General features: G+C 71.9%; 12 protein-coding genes. 2 read left to right on the forward strand and 10 right to left on the reverse strand.

Annotation, left to right across the window (positions count from 1 at the left end; translation table 11 throughout):
• Positions 1–15: 15 nt before the first annotated feature.
• Together ACF07B_RS28335 and ACF07B_RS28340 are read right to left on the reverse strand one after the other, a co-directional pair.
• Positions 16–1230 (reverse strand): hypothetical protein, encoded by a 1215-nt coding sequence (locus ACF07B_RS28335; protein ID WP_392181022.1) that lies wholly within the window; start codon positions 1228–1230, stop codon positions 16–18.
• Positions 1227–5159: an SNF2-related protein gene (locus ACF07B_RS28340; RefSeq protein ID WP_392181023.1), complete on the reverse strand. Its 3933-nt coding sequence runs from the start codon at positions 5157–5159 to the stop codon at positions 1227–1229. Before ACF07B_RS28340 ends, ACF07B_RS28335 begins: the two co-directional genes overlap by 4 nt.
• A 264-nt stretch (positions 5160–5423) precedes the next feature.
• Between ACF07B_RS28340 and ACF07B_RS28345 the strand changes: the two genes are divergently transcribed.
• Positions 5424–6056, forward strand: coding sequence for a hypothetical protein (locus ACF07B_RS28345; RefSeq protein ID WP_392181024.1), 633 nt, complete (start codon positions 5424–5426; stop codon positions 6054–6056).
• 62 nt (positions 6057–6118) lie between these two features.
• A complete protein-coding gene (locus tag ACF07B_RS28350; protein ID WP_392181025.1) occupies positions 6119–6508 on the forward strand; it encodes a hypothetical protein in 390 nt (129 codons plus the stop codon).
• A gap of 58 nt (positions 6509–6566) precedes the next feature.
• On the opposite strand, the gene ACF07B_RS28355 is transcribed toward ACF07B_RS28350, so the two are convergent.
• The 8 genes from ACF07B_RS28355 to ACF07B_RS28390 form a co-directional block, all read right to left on the reverse strand.
• The gene (locus tag ACF07B_RS28355) at positions 6567–6710 is read right to left on the reverse strand and encodes a hypothetical protein (RefSeq protein WP_392181026.1); all 144 of its coding nucleotides are present in this window, start codon (positions 6708–6710) and stop codon (positions 6567–6569) included.
• A gap of 179 nt (positions 6711–6889) precedes the next feature.
• Positions 6890–7498: a hypothetical protein gene (locus tag ACF07B_RS28360; RefSeq protein ID WP_392181027.1), complete on the reverse strand. Its 609-nt coding sequence runs from the start codon at positions 7496–7498 to the stop codon at positions 6890–6892.
• A gap of 35 nt (positions 7499–7533) precedes the next feature.
• Complete coding sequence (locus ACF07B_RS28365; protein WP_392181028.1) at positions 7534–9609, reverse strand: hypothetical protein; 2076 nt, start codon at positions 9607–9609, stop codon at positions 7534–7536.
• A gap of 114 nt (positions 9610–9723) precedes the next feature.
• Positions 9724–11415 (reverse strand): DUF4209 domain-containing protein, encoded by a 1692-nt coding sequence (locus ACF07B_RS28370; protein WP_392181029.1) that lies wholly within the window; start codon positions 11413–11415, stop codon positions 9724–9726.
• Between the two features lie 71 nt (positions 11416–11486).
• Complete coding sequence (locus tag ACF07B_RS28375) at positions 11487–12728, reverse strand: hypothetical protein (protein WP_392181030.1); 1242 nt, start codon at positions 12726–12728, stop codon at positions 11487–11489.
• Between the two features lie 377 nt (positions 12729–13105).
• Entirely contained in the window at positions 13106–14671 is a 1566-nt protein-coding gene (locus ACF07B_RS28380; RefSeq protein WP_392181031.1) for a GIY-YIG nuclease family protein, read from the reverse strand.
• A 275-nt stretch (positions 14672–14946) separates the two neighbouring features.
• Positions 14947–15372: a DUF3592 domain-containing protein gene (locus tag ACF07B_RS28385; protein ID WP_392181032.1), complete on the reverse strand. Its 426-nt coding sequence runs from the start codon at positions 15370–15372 to the stop codon at positions 14947–14949.
• Positions 15373–15544: 172 nt separating this feature from the next.
• Positions 15545–17095 carry a protein kinase gene (locus tag ACF07B_RS28390; RefSeq protein WP_392181033.1) on the reverse strand — a complete coding sequence of 517 codons (1551 nt, stop codon included), beginning with the start codon at positions 17093–17095 and terminating at the stop codon, positions 15545–15547.
• Positions 17096–17172: the final 77 nt, after the last annotated feature.

Below are 17172 nucleotides of genomic sequence, written 5' to 3' on the forward strand. Positions count from 1 at the left end.
CGGCTGTGGGTCGGTCTACCGGCTGAGCGGTCGTGCGGCGCGGGCGCGCCGCGCCGCACGGAATGCTTCGGCGGGATCGTCGCAGGCTCCAGGGGCGGGACGCCACTCATCGGCTCGCCTGAGCGTGAAGGGGTGCCACCGACCGTCGAGACCGGGCCGGATCTGGACGCCTGCGGTCGAGTCGGTGATCGCTCCGTCGGCGATGTCGATGATGCCGAAGGCGAAGGCGCGGGAGGCGCGGAGGGCCGCTGCGGCCTGTTCCAGGGTGCTCGGCGGGACCGTGGCTGCGGCGAGGGTGGCATGGGCGCCGGCCGGGCCGCCGTGGCGGTAGCCGATCATCAAGGCGCGCAGCGTGGTTTCGCTGAGGCTGGTGGCGTCGGCGGCGGCGGGTAGCCGGTCGATGCCGTGAGGGCTGGCGAGGATTCGAACTGTGTCAGCGAGGTCGTCGTGGGGTGGGTCCGGGATGGCTGTCAGGAGAGCTCGGGCGCGATCGGCGGCGTCCTGGGTCATCCAGGCCAGGTCTTGGGCGCGGGGCCCGGGGAGGGGCGGGTCGTCGAGGTCGGTGGTGACCGGGACGATGGGATCGAGGTCGAGGTCGGGCGGGGAGTGCGGTGGCCGGTGGGCTGCCAGGGAGTAGAGCTGGTCGGCGCGGACGGTTCCGTCGTCGTCTGCCGGGAGGGTGCCGGGGTCGGTTTCGGCGATGAGGTCACGGACGAGGACGGCGAGGCTGCGGGCGGACATGCCGCGGGCGCCGAGCAGGATGGAGGCCGTGACGGCGAGGCGGTCGGTGACGGCGTGGCCGAGGGCGGCGCTGTGGTCGCACACGCGGCCGGCGTGGCCGGTGGGGCAGGAGCAGGAGAAGGTGATCTCTTCGGCTGCCGGAACGATGGCGATGCCGCCGGCATGGCCGGGGTCGGCGATGGCCGCAGGGACCCGGTTGGCCAGGAGGTCGGCGACGGCTTGGGCGTTGCCGGCGAGGCGGCCGGCGAGGGTGTCCCACTGGGTGTCGGTCAGTTCGGGCAGGAACAGGACGGCTTGGTGGGTGGCCTTCTTCGCGGTGACGGCGGCGGCCAGGCGCCCGGGTTGCGCGTGGATCTGAGCGACGCCGCCGTTGCGGTGGAGGTTGAGGCCCTTGCCGTAGGAGCCGGAGCCGTTGGTCGCCAGGTGGAATGCCTGCTTCCAGGCGGCGACGAGGGGGGCCATGTTGCGGGTGTTGCCGGAGCCGGTCATCGGGCGGCCAGGGCTACGAGCGCGTTGAGTTCGGTGTCGTCGAGGTCGGCGAGGGCGCTCTCGCCGGAGGTGAGGACCGCCTCGGTCAGGGCGCGTTTGCGGGCGAGGAGTTCGTTGATGTGGTCTTCCACGGTGCCCTCGGTGATCAGGTGGTGGACCTGGACGGTGCGGTGCTGGCCGATGCGGTGGGCGCGGTCGGTCGCCTGGTCCTCGACGGCGGGGTTCCAGGGCCGGTCGTAGTGGACGACGTGCTCGGCCCGGGTGAGGGTGAGTCCGGTGCCGGCCGCCTTGACCGACAGCACGAAGACCGGGGCCGGGTCGGGGTCGTTCTGGAAGGCGTCGACGAGGTCCTGGCGGCGGGCCGGGGGCGTTCCGCCGTGGAGAAAACGCACCGAGCGGCCGCGGGCCCGGAGGTGGTGCTCGAGGATCCGGCCCATCTGCACGTATCCCGTGAAGATCAGAGACGCTTCGCCGCGCTCGGCCAGGGTGGGCATGAGGTCGTCCAGGGCCGCCAGCTTGCCCGAGCGGCAGGCGAGGCCCGCCGGGTCGGCGTCCTCCAGCGGCTCCTTGAGATACAGGCTGGGGGTGTTGCAGATCTGGCGCAGGGCCTGGAGCAGCTTGAGGACGAGGCCGCGGCGCTGGATTCCGGTGCTGGTGGCGATCTTGTCCATGGTGTCGCGTACGGATGCCTCGTACAGGCCGATCTGTTCTTCGGTGAGGGCGACGATGCGGTGGTGGTGCACTTTGCCGGGCAGTTCGGGGGCGATGCCGGGGTCCGTCTTGCGCCGTCGCAGCATGAACGGGCCGACGAGCCGGGCGAGTTGCGCGGCGGCAGGTGAGGCGGAGTCCTTCTCCACGGCGCCGTAGCGGGTGCGGAAGGCTTTGCGGGTGCCGAAGAGGGAGGGGTTGGTCCAGTCGAGGATGGCCCACAGCTCGGTGATGTTGTTCTCCACCGGGGTGCCGGTGACCGCGATCCGGCCGCGGGCGGGCACGGTGCGCAGTGCCTTGGCGGTGGCCGAGGTGGGGTTCTTGATGTGCTGGGCCTCGTCCGCGACGACCAATCCCCACTCGGCGGCGGCGAGGGAGGTGGTGTCACGGCGGACGGTGCCGTAGGTGGTGATGACGACTGTGTTGGGGTCGAGGGCGTCACGGTCGAGGGTCCGGCTGGCACCGTGGTAGCGCACGACCGTAGTGGAGGGCGCGAAGCGGGTGATCTCGCGCTCCCAGTTCGCGATCAGGGAAGCCGGGCAGACCACCAGCGTCGGGCCGGCGGCGCGGGTGGTCTCGATGCGGTTCAGGTGCAGGGCGATGGTCGTCAGGGTCTTGCCGAGGCCCATGTCGTCGGCGAGCAGCGTGCCGAAGCCCAGGTCGACCATGTTCGCGAGCCAGGTCAGGGCGCGCTGCTGGTAGTGGCGCAGCGTCGCTTTCAGGGCGGTCGGCGGGGGCACGGCCCGGGTCTCGTCGGGGGCGCCGCGCAGCGTGCCAACCAGGGTGGCCAGGGCGCCGGCGGGCCGGGCTTCGAGGGCTTCGCCATTGAGGGTGAGGGTGCCGGAGAGGGCCGCGGTCAGCGCGTCGAGGGATGGCAGGGGCGCGAGGTCTCGGGCGCGGGCGCGGCGAGCGGTGTCGGCGTCGACCAGGAGCCAGCGGCCTCGCAGTTGGATCAGCGGCCACGCGGCGTCGGCCAGCGCGGTCATCTCCTGCTCGGTCAGCGGGTCACCGTCGAGGTTGATGTGCCAGCGGCAGTCCACCAGGCGTTCCAGTGCGAGGTATCCGCCACCCGTCGGGAACTCGTCCTCGTCGCCGGGGTCGTGGGTGCCGATGACGGCGGTGGCGGTGAGGGCGCCGAGGAGGGTGGGGGGCCACTGCACGGTGATGCCGGACTCGGCGAGCGGGGCGGTGGCGTGGTCGTGGAGGCGGGCCACGTCTTGGGCGGTCAGGGAGATGCGGTGGGGGCGTTCCTGGGCGGCGAGATGCGCCAGGGGCGGGTAGTGGCGGGCGGCCCGGCGCAGCGCGCGGCGTACAGCGGGCAGGGCGGCGGGGGTGAGCTCGGCCCGGGCGTGCCGAGCCCCGTCCCAGACAGTGATCGCTGCAACGGTGTCCTGCTGGTCGGGGGCGGCGAAGTGCAGGACGGCAGGTGCGGACGGGACGGTGCCCGCGGTGTCGGGGGCGGCGAAGTGCAGGACGGCAGGTGCGGACGGGACGGTGCCCGCGGTGTCGGGTTCCTTGATGCGCAGCACCAGGCGCGGGGTGGGGTGGGGATCGACGGTGTCCTCGATCGCGTCCGCCCACCTCCACAACTCGGGTGTCGCATCGGCGTCCTGGCCGGCGGGCCCGGTGTGGGGGCCGGATCCCAGGAGGGTGGGGGTGCCGGGGGTGCGGAGCATGGTGTCGGCGACGGCGTCGAGCAGGGGCCACACCGCGTGTTCGGGGGACGGGACGCGGATGGGGTTGGTACCGGCGAGGAGGCAGTGTCCTTCGGGGGCCATCAGCGCGGCGACGTCGGTGACGGCGGTGTGCAGGGCTTCGGTGATCGGGCCGATGCGCCAGCAGCCCTGGCCTTGGTCGGTCAGGGCCGGGTGGACACGCTGCTGCGCCACGCACGTGAGGGCCAGGCGCAGAGGGTTGCGCCATCCGGTGACCGAGGCGTGCTCTCCCTCGCGGGGATCGAGGATCAGGGGGAGGGCGAGGCGGAGCGGGACGGCCATGCCGGTCACGGTGGCGCGGCGCGGCATGATGCCACCGGTCCCGGCCAGGACGAGGTCGCGGGTGACCGGCTGAAGGGGCGCCGGCAGTAGTTCGAGGTCGGGGAGCGGTGCGCCGTCGGGCCGGAAGATCATCCATGTGCTGTGGGCGGGGTGGCGGGCGGGCAGCAGGGTGAGCGCCACGCCGTCGGCCAGGGCCTGCTCGAGGACGTGGTGCGCGCGGAACAACTCGGCTGCGCTGGCGGGAAGGGCGGGGGGTGGCTCCTGTGTACGGGCGAGGCCGAGCGGCGGAAGCAGCGCCGGGGCGTTGGACAGGGTGGGAGGCTCGGGCGCGGGAGCTGGGGGGACGTCGGCGGCCAGTGCTTGCTGAAGCATTTCCAGGAGGCTGCTGGCCGCGGCCGCGCGGGCGCTCTGTTTGCTCGTTCCCTCTCCCGTCGCGGCGAGTTTCTGCCCGCGGTGGACGGCGGTGACCGTGGCGGTGAAGGCGGAAGCGGCCCCCGTGACCCGGAAGTCGGGTGTCGTGGTGTGCCCGGCCTGGGCGAACTCGTGAAGGACCGAGATGGGGCTGCGCCCCGCAGCGGGTGCCGAGCCGGCGCGAGGCGCCGGGGCTGGCGGCGGGACGGCGGGGCTGGCGGGTGCGCCCCATGCCTTCACGGCACGGTCGGCGAGCGGGTCGGGAAGGCCGGCGAGCGCCGCGATGAGCGTGGTCATGGCCTGCTGCCGGGCGCCCTTGCGGGTGCGGGAGCGCTGAATGCTGCCGCTGATCTGCTGGTCGTCGACCGTGAGCGTGGCCTGCGCGTGAAAGCCGTCCTGGCTCCCGGCGTCCTGGCCCTCGCGTACGGTCGCCGCCGGCAGCCGGAGCAGCTGGGCGTGCATGGAGATGATGCTCGGCGCCAGTTCCGGGCTGGCGGTGACCGTGGTGAGCGCTGCACGGCGAACCGCCGCCCAGACCTCCGAGCCGGGAGCCTCCAGGAGCAGCACCCGCAGGTCGGATACCTCCAGGCGGCCCTGAGTGAGCCGGCGCGCCGCTTCGGCGGCCGCCGCCGCGGCAACGGTTGGCGCGGCATCGCGCGCAGTGCCACGCTTCAGCGCTGCGCGGAAGGCGTCGGTACTCATCGAGGAGGTGCCGTCGGCACGGGGTGCGGTGCGTGAGGCGGGGATGCCGGGTCCGGACGTACGAGCGGCCATCGCTGCGGGGCTGATGGGCTGCAGGCGGTCGATGGACAAAGAGCACTCCCCCAGTAACCGGACGCCGTCGAGACCGCCCCCATTGTCACCTGCGGGTGCGTCAGCTCGGTGCCATACACACGCCAGGCAGCCTCGTCCGCCACCGTCCGAGGAGGCGGTCAAGGCCAAACGCGTGTTGCGTCTTTATATTTCAAGATGTACTTTGGTCGTATCGAGCCGGGCTCTCCGGCCTCTCTCCCTTCCTCCCCCACCGCATCAGCGCGGCCGTACTCGGCTACGGCTGCACGGAAAGGCGCGTTTGCCATGTCCAGGAAGCCCCGCGACTTCACGTTCTCCGCTCCCCTCGTTTCGGCGGACGATCCACACGCCAACACCATCGCCGCCGCCATCGTGGCGATCGAGGCCCAGTGCGGTGAACGGGAGGGGTGGAACCGTCCCTCCCGCATCTTCACGCTGCGTCTGCTGCCCGGTGATCGGGTGGAGACGGCTCTGTATCCCGAGGCCATCTGGAACCCCGGCGGCGTCAACCCCGCCGATGCCTTGAGTGGGTTGAGCAGCTCGTTGCCGCCCGTCCCGGACCTTCTTCTACCCGCCGACGCGGCTCGGGCGCCCGTCTGCGCGGTCGGGTTCATGTTTGAGGGCTGGATGCGCGACACGCGCGTCCCGCTGCCTCCGGCGGTGGAGCGGCTCCGGCAGACGGGCATGCGGGTGAACCATCTGCTGCCCAACCGGCGGGAAGTCCGGCTTGTGCACGCCGTCGATCTCAACCAGCGCACCTTCCACGTGAAGCGTCAGCGGGGTGGAGAGGCAGACGTACGTGTCGCCGGTGGGCGGGACGACGCTGCGGGGCCGGAAGGAACTGTCTCCGTCGCTCTGGCCCGCATCATGCATGCCATGCGCAACGGCGAACAGGTCATTCCCGGTCGGCCCGCCTGATCATCACCCGTCCCGGCCGACGGGCAGCCCTCCCGGCGGCCGGGCCCCACCCAAGGAGTGCCATGCACCTGTTCCCCATGCTGTTCCGCTTCATCGCGAGCGGCGCCACGCCCGAGAACGCCTTCGCCCTCTACGCCGCCGCAGACCGAGAACTCCCGGTCGACCTGTTCTCGCCCCGCGCGGACCTGACGAAGGTGGACCGCGTCACCGTCGTGCGCGAACGCGCCGCGCTGCACGCCGTCGCGGCGGGCTACTTCAACGCCTCCCACGTCCCGTCGTCACCCTGTGACGGGGAGCCCCTGAACGAAGACGACGCCGAGTGGCTGGCCGACCGCCTGATCGAGGATGACGCCCCGTGTGTCCGGCTGGGCGGCGCCGGAGCGCTGCTGCTCGATGCCGCCGGACCCGAGCCGAGCTGGCTCTTCTTCGGCTGGAGCACCCGGGTCGAGTGACCCGGCCTTCGTGGCCCGGTGTCGTGGAGATCCACGGCACCGGGCCCTCGCGGTGTGGTCACTGCGAGTCGTCGTCGACGCCTTCCAGGGCCGGGGGCGCCTGCCATTTCAGGGTGTCCAACGGCCGCGGCAGGCGCTGGGCCGAGCCGGGCACGGGCGTCATCACGGCGGATGCCTCGTCGCTGAACAAGGCGACGGGCATGCCCGAAGTGTGGGCGGGCGCGGGTGCTGCCGTGCCTGATGTCTTCGTGGTGGTCATCTGCTCCCCCTGATGCGTCGCGGGCCATGCCCGCTCCAAGGCCGGCACACGGGCCGGCTGCGAAAGCGTACCCAGATTCGAAACTACGGTCCGAGAGGATTTCCCTGGGCCGTGCCTGCAGGTCAGGCTCTCTTCGCTGCTGATCGGCTGCAAGGCGGCACTCCGCCCTTCAGCGGCGCCGCCGGCACACGTTCGCCGTCTCGGCCTTCCGGATCCGCCGCGCCCCCGGCCCGTTGCCCTGACCGCCCGCCCGCCGCCACACGGGCAGCACCCGAGTACGGCAAGACCGGCCACAGCGGCCGCCGCATCTCGTACAGCCGGCTTGTCCCGGCCCTGCCGGTGCCCGAGGCCGACCCGGCGCTCTTGCCGACGACGTGGGTCATCTCGTCCAGGAGCAGCACGGACGGCTTGAGCGGCGCCAAGACGACGTCCACGGCCGGCCCTCGATCACTCACCGCTCGCGCCAGTTGGTGGAGCTCTTCGTGGCCGCGATTGTCGGCCCGAAGCTTGTCCTCGTCCATGAACACGGTCATCCGGCCTTCCGTGGTGTCCGCGAACGGTCCGAACGTCTGCTCGGCGGCGGCTGGCCCGAGTTCGCGGCATTCGACGGTGTGCAGGGCGCGCCTCAGCACGGCCGCGAGCCGGCCAGCATCGGCGTCAGCCGGCAGCGGCGTCTTCCCGCGCCCCATGGGGCCTATGAACATGGCCGGGTCCGGCAGTTGCTCACTCATCGTGGGGCTCTCCTTCTTCCAAGGGGCGACGGGGATCAGACCTGGTCGAGGTGGCGTTCGTACCAGGCGATCAGCTGGGCGGGGTCCTGGGGCATCGTCTTGATCAGGCGGAGGAGTCCTTCGCGGACGGGGCGGACCTCCGTGCAGGCCAGGGCGGAAAGGTCGGTGGTGCGCAGGGCTGCGAAGCCGGCTACGTGGCGCTCTTCGACAGTGCGCGCGCCGGCGAGGCTGTCGGCTGCGGCGAGGTAGCGGGTGACGAACGGGTCGAGCGCTGCGCGGTGGGCGGCGAGGTGGCGGAGGTAGGCGGGGCTGTCGACCGCGGCAGTGTTGGCGGCTTCGCCGTGGTGGGGTGAGGGGAGCTCGAACCAGTCGCTGATTAGAGCGGTGAGGGTGGCCGGGTGGTCGGGCGGGGTGTCGGAGTGAGGATCGGTTCGCCAGTGGCCGTCGGTTGCTCCCCGGGTGGGGCCGACGCGGTCGTGGAGGCGGCCGAGGACGCTGGCGAGGGTGAAGAACCCCAGGACGTGATCGGCTCCGGCGATGACGGACCGGATCGTGGGCTCGACTGCGGCCGACACCGTACTGGGCAGCAGGAGGCGCTGCTTGCGGTGCTCGCGCTGGAAGGGCAGGCAGACCGCCGCCTCGATCGCAGCATGTTCGGCCAGCAGGACGGCGGCGCTCTGCGAGGGGGCGGCCTCGCGTTCCCATTCCACGGTGTCGTCCTCGTCGGCGAGGTCGCTCAGGCCGAGTGCTTCCAGGCTGACGCGGTAGACGCCGGTGGTGCTGGCGGTCAGGGTCAGGGTGCCGTCGCGGTCGGGCAGCTGCTGCCTGTGCTGAAGCGTGCCGTCGGCCCCGCTGGGGTTCCAGTCCCGACGGCCGGTGGGGCGGGTCGCGGCGGCGAGCGCCCAGTCGAGCAGGTGGACGAGTTCTTCCTGGCCGGCGATGACGAGGTCGGTGCGCGAGGTGTCGGAGGATCGGCTGGAGAAGTGCCTGCCGAGGCGCTGGAGTGCGTCCTCGGGGAGGTCGGTGACTTGCTCGGCGCCGGGCGGGAGGCAGGGGTCTGTGCCGTGGACGGTGCCCTGGGGATACGTGCGGCAGCTGCCCGCCCAGCCACCGGAGGCGTACACGCTGGCGTGGGCGGGGTCGGCGAGGACGTGGTTGGCGACGTCGAGAACGTGCTCGGCGGCCTGGACAAGGACGGGGGCGGTGCTCAGGCCGGTGAGGTGGCACAGAGCGCGGGCGGCGCGGTGGTCGGCTGCGCTGGAGGGGGCGCGGGCTGGTTCGATCTCGGTGAGGAGGTCGAGCACAGCAGTGCGCGGGTCCCTCGGGCCCGGGGCGGGTATCGAGCCGGCGGGCCACAGCGCCAGGGGCACGGACCGAGAGGTCCACAACGGCAGGACGGTGGGGGTGGCCTCGCACGCCTCGATCAGGTGGAGGTCGCCGTGGTGGCGGGTGGTGAACAGGTGGACGTGACCGCTCCGCCGGGTGAGGGCGTCGACAAGCCGGATCCGGCGCAAGGTGGCGCAGAGGGGGTCGCAGGCGCCGGCGAGTTCGGCGTCCTCGGTGGCGGTGTGCTCGGCCTCGCCGGGGAGCTGGGGGATCCAGTGCGGCATGAGGCTGCTCTGGTCGGCGGTCCGGCGTCCGAGCGCAGCACGCCAGTCGCTCTCGCTGATGTCGGCGAGGAGCATCTTCGTTCCGGGCAAGGTCAGGATGATCCCGTCGCGCCGGCCGGCCCAGCGCAGTCCTGCGACGCCGGTCCCGCCCTGCCGGTAGGCGAGGGCGTCGATCCACCGATCCACCTGGGAGGGCGCGATCCTCACCACCAGTTCGTCGGTGCGGGGGGTGAGACTGCGAATGCCGAACGGGCCGCCAGTGAGTACGGGGCGGTGGCGGCCGTAGGCGGTGATGAGCGCCTGGAAGACACGTGCCTCGCCTCGGGCCTGTCCGGGCGTGGGCGTCGAGATGAGGTACTGGGCGTCCGCGAGCTCGACTCGGGCGGTCTCCTCGGACTCACCCGTGGCCATCTGGCGCAGGGCGACCGGGTCAAGGACCGCGTCGGTCGTGCGAAGGCCCCACTGCTGTCGGGGCGCGTACGGGGTGAGGGTGTCAGTCACGTGCAACTCCCGCTGTGAGATCCGCTGTCACCTGCTACAGGTGTGCGGACGACGCGCGGTGTGACAGTCAGAGCAAACGAGTTTCCAAGCTCGTTCGTCAGCCTTGCTGGACGCTCAGGGAGCGGGAGGGGCGAGGGTTCGATGTCCGTGGGCGTAGCTGAGCAAGTACAGCGCCGCCTGGAGGATGAGCGCGACGCGGTGCTTGGGCGGGGTGTCGATCAGGCCGTGGCAGACCTCGTTGCGCAGGTTCATCCCGCGGTCGGGGTCGACCAGGAGCAGCTCCAGGGCGCGGCTCCAGTCCGCGGGATACCCGGCGGCCGGCATGCTGCGGATGAGTCCTCCCAGCTGGTCGACGGTCCCAGGGGACGGGCCCTTGGCCACGGACAAGATCGAGACTTGCCAGCGCAGGAGCTGCCTGAGGATCTGCTCTACCTGAGGCAGGGCGATGCATACCGCTGCGTCGAACTCCCCCAGCCAGAAGTACCGGAAGGCGTAAGCCAGCGTCTGGGCGCGCGCCTTTGGCAAGACGGCGTCATGGGCGAGGGCGCCGATCAGCTCGGCCTCGTCCGGGTCGAAGCGCTCGTGAATGTGGTCGAGTTGATGGGCGGCGAGGTGCCCGAGGAAGTCCATCGCGAGGACCTGCAGTCCGACGAGGTGGTCGTCGGCGGCGGCGACGGGCGGAGCGACCTGGACGGGTCCGGCAGTGTTGATGCGCGTGCGCGGGATCCGGAGCAGACCATCCAGGAGATCCACGTCGTCGGTGTGCTCGCGCATCGCCGGATGGGCGTCTTGCGCGGTTCGCCATAGTGCGTCTCGCAGGCTGGAGGCGGCGTCGACGTGCGCCCGGGCCCCGGCGAAAAGTCCCGGCGGGGGGATGAGCGGGCGACGGATTCGAGTCCATCCCAGGGAGTCCGGATCGGTCTGTTGCAGGGCCATTTCAGCACGCACCCTCAGCTCGGGCAGACCTCGATCCCGCGCTATGGTCGCGGCCTGGGTCAGCAGGTTGTGGCGACGGAACCCCGTGTCGGCATCGGCGGCGTCGAGGAGGGCGCTGACGATCTCGGTGTCGATGCCGACTCGGCGGCACTCGGACGCCTCTTCCCGTAGCAGCTTGAGAAAGCCGACGCGGGCGTGCACATCGCCGGCGTACCGACGGGCGGCGCGTTCTGCGAAGTCGGTGATGTCGTAGCGCTGGACACGCAGCCCCTCCAGGAGATCGGCCATGATCGCCGTCTCGTCCTCGGGAGCGGCAAGGACGCGCTCGGCCAGGGCGACCGTGTCGTCGGTGACGCGCTTGCACAGGTCGGTCTGGTTATAGGTCCGGGCGAGGTCTCCGGCCCAGCGCAGACACTCGGTCGCACCCACCAGGCCGGGGAAGCGCTTGCGAGCGGCGAGCAGGAGCGGCACCGCGTCCAGGTACCCGGCGGCCGCGCCCCGGATGCGGTCGACCTTGCGACCGTGGCCTGCGACCAGCAGAAGGTGATGGAGGCGACCCCGTACAAAAGAACTGGTCACGGCCTCGGCGTACGCGCTCCAGACCTCTTTCTGGTCGGCGGCGACGTCGGACAGGCTCGCAGGCCACGCCTCGAGCGGCTGGCCAAGGACGATCCCGGTGAACGTCTGCGCCCTGCCGGTCCCGGCGGGTCGGAGCCGCAGCGCGGCGAGGAGCGCATCGCGCTGCTGCTCGGCGGCCGCGTTCGTGCCGGTGTCTGCGGCCGCGAGGCCGGCGGCGATGTCCTCGCAGGAAGCGGCGTTCGTCGCCGCTTCCGTGAGCACGTCGAGCACACACGGTTCAACTTGCAGCATGGGCGCCTCACTTCCTCCGTCGCCAGTATCGGTACGACTTCGAACCGGGCCCACTGCTTTTCCGGTGTTCGTCAACGCTCACGCCGTCGGCGCAGCATGCGGAGGGTGTCTGCCCATCGGCGTTGCCGGGGCGCTCGGGGCGCGGGGGGCAGCTGCGGGGGCGGAGGGATCGTGGGCGGGGCCACAGGCGGAGGCGGGAAGGCCGGCGCAAGGTTCGCGGACGAGGCGACGGACGGGATCACGTTCCCGTGCGGGGGTGCCTCAGCATCGTGCTGGTCGGCCGGCTGCGGAAGTTGTGGGGCGGCGTGCTGCTCTGTCTCAGCCTCGGTGGCGGGGGCTTCGGCCGTCGGGATCGGCGCGGCGGGCTGAGGAGTGGGCGGGGCGTGCCGCTCGGCGTACACCTCGCGGGCTCGTCGGTCGCGCCAGCGGTGCCGGCCCTCCTGGGCGGCATACAGCTCGTCCATGACCTTGTGCGCGTCGGCGGGGTGGAAGACCGCCCGGGTGCGGGTCAGTGAGGACAGGGCGATCGGGACCAGGCCCCAGCAGTCCGCGTTGGGGGCTGGACGGGGCTTGCTGATCCGCCAGTCGTCCCGTGGGTCCTTGTGGCGCGGCCATTTCGGCCAGGCCGTCCAGTCCTGTTCGGGGCGGGCGGGGTGCCGGAAGGCGTGGTAGCCGTAGGGCACCAGCACGAGCTTCCCGTCGAGCCAGTACACATGGCCGCCGGCGTCGAGGATGGCCAGCTGCTGCTCGGTGGGGGCGACACGCTGGTGTTCGACGTCCCGTCCGCTCAGGCGGACCTTGTGGCTGGGGAGTTGGCCGAATTGGCCAGGGTCGCGGCGCAGGAACCAGACGTGTGCGGCTCCGGCGTGGTGCTCGCGTACCGCGAGGATGCGTCGGCGGACGGCCTGAGGGCTGGGCAGCGTGCCGGGGCGTTCGATGACCGCGGCGGAGTCGCCGAACTGTGCGATGACGACCGGCGGGAGTCCGATCGGGTCGTGAGGGTCGTCTCCGGGGGAGGCGAGGGTGCAGCCGGTGATTCCGGGCAGGGCGCGAATCTGGTGGCTCAGCTGGATGACGACCTGGTCGTCCGCGTCGATCTGCGCTTCCCGTTCTGCCAGTCGGCACGGACCTCCTTCCTGGTGAGAGAAGTGCGGCGTGACCTTCGCTTCGGGCCGGGCACCCCTGAGGATCAGTGGATCCGCGCAGGCTCTGCACAGGTACCGGCCACCCGCCAGGCCGATCGGCAGCCCCTCCACGCCCAGATCGACATAGATCGGCCGCTTGGTCTCGGTGTCCCACGCGCTTGCACCCATGCCGTGATCATGACGGGCGCTACGGCTGTCCGGCCAGACCTTCTCCCGCCACACGGGCGCCCGGTGCCTGAACGACCAGCACGACGGGAATCAGCTTGCCCCCGTGGCCCGCCTGACGGGAGCTTCGCCGGCGAGAGACGGCCACGCTGCGACCGGCCGGCGTGCTGCCCGCGCCATGGCCGCGGCCGGCGTGGGGGCACCCGGCCGGCTGACCGACGAGGCGGCCGTCGCCGCCTTGACGTTCACCAAGGCGCTGGAGTCGCCGAGCACGCCGCCGTGGCAGTTCTTGCCGTCCAGGGCGCGGCGTAGCCCACCCCCTCACCACTCCCCCATCGCCGCCGCCGAGGTCAGCTCGCTCCCCCGGCCCAGGTGTGCGGCTAGAACAGGGTCAACGGCTGAGGAGGGGTTGGTGCGGTCTGGTGTTCTCGGATCGCGTCCCGAAGCTCGGCGGCGGTGACGCGGGCGGCGTCGAACGTCTCGGTCCAGCCGTTGGGCAACTGGGCGGCGGTGAGGAAGACGCCGTGCCCGGCGGCGCGCAGGCGCCGCAGGATCGTCTGTTCGACGGACAGGGCGTCGTCGCCGGTGGGCACGTGGTGCTCGTAGTACAGGGTCCAACCGAGGCGGCGGTGCTGGCCGATGCGGTCGTTTCGCTGACGAGCGCCGGCGACGCCGATCTTGACGGCGCCGTGCTGTGCGTGGGTGACGACGTAGACGCGGGCGGGCGCGGCACGGTCGAAGCCGAAGCGGGCGCAGTACTTGCATCCGCGGCCGCTGCGGATCTTGGACAGGGTGGGGGTCGAGGTGCGGCCGCAGGTGGTGCAGCGGCAGCGCCAGGGCGTCATGGACGTGGTGTAGGGCTCCAGGGGCTCGAGACCGGCCTCGCGCATGGAGGCGGCGGCGCGCTCGGGGTCTTCACGTCGTGCGGCGGCGGAGCGGAGGTCGGCGCAGCGCCGGCATCCGCTCTGGCCGGCGAGGATGGATCCGAACGTCGGTGAGGTGATGGTGCCGCAGCCCTGGCACAGGCACCGCCAGGGGTACTTGACCCCGCGGTACGGCTCCTGGGGTTCGAATCCGTGCTCGCGCATCTCGGCGACGGCCAGGTCCTCGTCGTGGCGCTGTGCTGCACCGTTGGCCCGGTCGGCGCACCGCTTGCAGCCAGGACGCCGGCTCCGGCCGGTCAGGGAACCCAGGCGCGGGGAGACGATGGACCCGCACGTGATGCAGCGGCTCTTCCACGCGAACTCCGTGCCGGGGTACGGCTCCAGCGGCTCCAGGCCCGCCGCCCGCATCACCGCGGCCGCGGTCTCGGCGTCGTGGCGCATCGACTCGTTGGCCTTGCGCCGGCCACAGGGGTAGCAGCCGCCCTGCCCCTGACGGATGGAGCCCAGCGTGGGGGCCCCTGGCGCTCCGCACGCCCGACAGATGACCGGCCAGGGCGTGTCCACTCCCGGGTACGGGCCGAGGGGGTCCAGGCCCGCGGCCCGCATGTCGGCCGCCGCGACGTCCGAGTCGACCGGCGCGTTCGGTGCGCACCACCGGCAGGGCCCGGCACCGGAGTTGATCCGGACATAGGTGGGTGTGACCTCGCGTCCGCATGCGAGGTGACGGCACCGCCACTTCCGGTCGCTGCCGCCGGGGTACGGCTCGAGCGGCTCCAGCCCGGCCGCCCGCATCACCGCGGCTGCGGCCTCGGGTTCAATCCGGGCGTGTCCGGAGCAGTAAACGCAGCCGCGCTGTCCCTTGGTGATGTTGCTCAGGCGGGGGGTGACCTCCCGCCCGCACGCCGTATGGCGGCACCGCCACGGGGCGGAGCTGCCGGGGTAGGGCTCCAGCGGCTCCAGGCCGGCCGCGCGCATGATCTCTTCCGGCTGTCGCGGATCCTTCCGCGGTCGGCCGCTGCCTGCCACGTCCAACTCCCCGCTCTCCAGGGTGAGCGGGGTCATGCCTCGCTGTTCGGCGCAGCATAGGGGTGGCCACTGACATCGACTCTGATCGTCGCCTTGCCGCTGGTGGGTTGCGGTGTCCGTCTTCCGCTGGGTGGCCCGGCGGCTTCATTCAGTTCGCGGCCGAGCAGCACGGTGACGGTCCGGGGCGCCGGGGACCTGTTGAGGGCCGCCGGTGGGCGGCGCGTTCGGCGGGGTCATCAGACAGGGGAAAGGTCCGGCACGACGGTGGGCCCGCCCGCCTGAACCACTGGGTGCGCAACATCTCACGGCGGTCAAAGAGTGCTCAGCAGGACGAGGAGAACCGTCAATGTGCCTGTTGTGAGCACCGTGCCTACCACGGTGAACACCATGTAGAACGAAGTCGAGTCCCAGCCGCGGATCTCGAAGCGGCGGGGATCGTTCTCGTCGTAGAGGACGAAGACCGAGTTGCCGACGCCGTAGCCGTTGAGGACCTTGCCCCGGCCGAACGTGGAGGAGTACGTGCACTCGCTGCCGTCCCGGGTCGTCCAGGCTACGACCGGGTGATGGTACTTGGCTCCGTCGTCGTCTCGCCTGGTGTCGTGGCGGACGACTCGCCCTACGGCGGTGATGCCCGTGCGGCGAAGCGCGCTGGCGCGGCGGAGTCCGTACACGCCGGCACAGAGAAAGCTCACGCCGATCACCAGCGGTATGAGCGTGAAGAGCCATTCGCGGTTCATGTCGTGTCCGACGCGTGCGTGGCGGCATCGGTTGCCCGAGGCACGAGTGCCGTTCGCCCCAATGACCTGCGGACCCGTACGTATCGACGGTCGTGGCGCCGTATTCGGGCGGTAGGGCGGCGCTGGGAGGTGCACGCCGATGGCGGCACAGTCTGGCCGGTTCGTCGGAGCGCTAAGGCATCCGGGGCTGGGCGGGGAGCGGTCCGGGGCGGTGTCGGTGCGTGACCTGGCCGGTGGGAGTCGGCCGAGCAAGGCTGGAGGCGGAGCGGCCCGGGGTGAGCAGCGCCGTGAGCAGCGCCGTGAGCAGCGCCGTGGCCGGCCACAGCACGACGCCGACAGCGGTGAGGGCAAGTCCCGAGAGGCCGGCGTGGTGGCCGGTGAGCAGGACGACGGCGGTGTGGAGGATGCCGGCGGTCGTGGCGAGATCGGCGTGCCAGGCACTCCGGTGAAGGCTGTGCTCGACCAGGCGGCGCACGCCGCTGGCGAAGGCGAGCAGGGCGGGGCCACCGAGGACTGCGATGGCCAGGGCGCTCGCCCACAGGCCGGGGGCGTTGACCAGGACGGCGAGCGCCATGCCGCCGGTCAGGAGCAGGGTGGTCAGCAGGCAGGCCGTGGTAATCCTCAGCTGCTCGGGGTGCGGCGACTGGGGCGGGTCGAGAAGGTAGAGGACGGCGAGGAGCAGCCCAGCGAGAGTGCCGAGGGCAGCCGTCCAGGCGGTCGGCAGTGTGGTGGTGAGCGAGAGTTCGCCGGCGATGGCGGCGGCGGTGACGGCGCCCGCGACCACGGCGGGGAGCCGGGTGCCGGGTTCGCGGCCTTCGGCGGCCCGGTCGATGGTGGTGGCGACCACCGTGGGCGGCTGCGGGTTCGGGACTGCGGTGGGTGCGTCGGCGAAGGCGGCCAGTGCGGTGTGCAGCTGGGTGAGGCGTGCGCGGGTGTCGGCCGCGGTCGGCCGGCGGTCGGGGTTCTTGTCGAGGAGCTCCAGGACCAGCTGCTCGAGCTCGCGGGGGACGCCGGGGCGCAGGGCGGACAGCGGGGCCGGCGCGTCGTTCAGGTGCTGGTTGAGGACCTGCCATGCCGTGCCGGTGAAGGGGACGCTGCCGGCGAGAAGTTCGTGGAGGAGGCAGCCGAGCGAGTAGAGGTCACTGGGCGCGCCCAGGGTGGTGTCTCCGCGGGCCTGCTCGGGCGACATGTAGGCGGGGGTTCCGATGGCGACGCCGGTCACGGTCAGGGTGTGATGGGTGGCTTCGGCCAGGCGCGCGATGCCGAAGTCGCACAGGTACGCGGTGTCCGACCGGTCGATGAGGATGTTGGACGGCTTGAGGTCGCGGTGGACGATGCCGGACTGATGGGCGGCCTCCAGGGCCTGGCTGATCTGGATCGCCCAGGTCAGGGCATCAGTCAGGGAGAGTGGACTGCCGGTCAGTGTGTTGAGCGGGTGGCCGTCGACAAGGGCCATGGCCAGAAAGAAGATGCGGCGGCCGTCGAGGTCGGCGGCGCCGTGGTCGTGGACGGCGACGACGTGCGGGTGGGACAGGCGCGCGGCCACGTGTGCCTCCCGGCGAAAGGCCGCCTCACGTACTGGGTCCCCCTCCCCCACCGGGATGATCTTGAGGGCGACGTCGTGGAGGTGGTGGAGGTCCTCGGCTCGCCAGACCGTGCCCATGCCTCCGCTGCCGATGGCCTCCTTGAGCCTGTACCGGCCGGCGACCGTCGTGCCGCGCATCATTCCTCCAGCCCTGCATGCTCCTGCGCTGGGCCGGCCGGCCCAGCGCACCGCCGGTCGCGGGGCGCGCCCGGCGG

Origin of the sequence: Streptomyces sp. NPDC015532, from assembly GCF_043078065.1 — a bacterium.
GTDB lineage: Bacteria > Actinomycetota > Actinomycetes > Streptomycetales > Streptomycetaceae > Streptomyces.

Excerpts from the sequence above, each read along its gene's own strand:
- ACF07B_RS28335 (WP_392181022.1), bottom strand. The coding sequence starts at position 1,230 with ATGACCGGCTCCGGCAACACCCGCAACATGGCCCCCCTCGTCGCCGCC.
- ACF07B_RS28345 (WP_392181024.1), top strand. The coding sequence starts at position 5,424 with ATGTCCAGGAAGCCCCGCGACTTCACGTTCTCCGCTCCCCTCGTTTCG.
- ACF07B_RS28350 (WP_392181025.1), top strand. The coding sequence starts at position 6,119 with ATGCACCTGTTCCCCATGCTGTTCCGCTTCATCGCGAGCGGCGCCACG.
- ACF07B_RS28355 (WP_392181026.1), bottom strand. The coding sequence starts at position 6,710 with ATGCCCGTCGCCTTGTTCAGCGACGAGGCATCCGCCGTGATGACGCCC.
- ACF07B_RS28360 (WP_392181027.1), bottom strand. The coding sequence starts at position 7,498 with ATGAGTGAGCAACTGCCGGACCCGGCCATGTTCATAGGCCCCATGGGG.
- ACF07B_RS28370 (WP_392181029.1), bottom strand. The coding sequence starts at position 11,415 with ATGCTGCAAGTTGAACCGTGTGTGCTCGACGTGCTCACGGAAGCGGCG.
- ACF07B_RS28375 (WP_392181030.1), bottom strand. The coding sequence starts at position 12,728 with ATGGGTGCAAGCGCGTGGGACACCGAGACCAAGCGGCCGATCTATGTC.
- ACF07B_RS28380 (WP_392181031.1), bottom strand. The coding sequence starts at position 14,671 with ATGACCCCGCTCACCCTGGAGAGCGGGGAGTTGGACGTGGCAGGCAGC.
- ACF07B_RS28385 (WP_392181032.1), bottom strand. The coding sequence starts at position 15,372 with ATGAACCGCGAATGGCTCTTCACGCTCATACCGCTGGTGATCGGCGTG.
- ACF07B_RS28390 (WP_392181033.1), bottom strand. The coding sequence starts at position 17,095 with ATGCGCGGCACGACGGTCGCCGGCCGGTACAGGCTCAAGGAGGCCATC.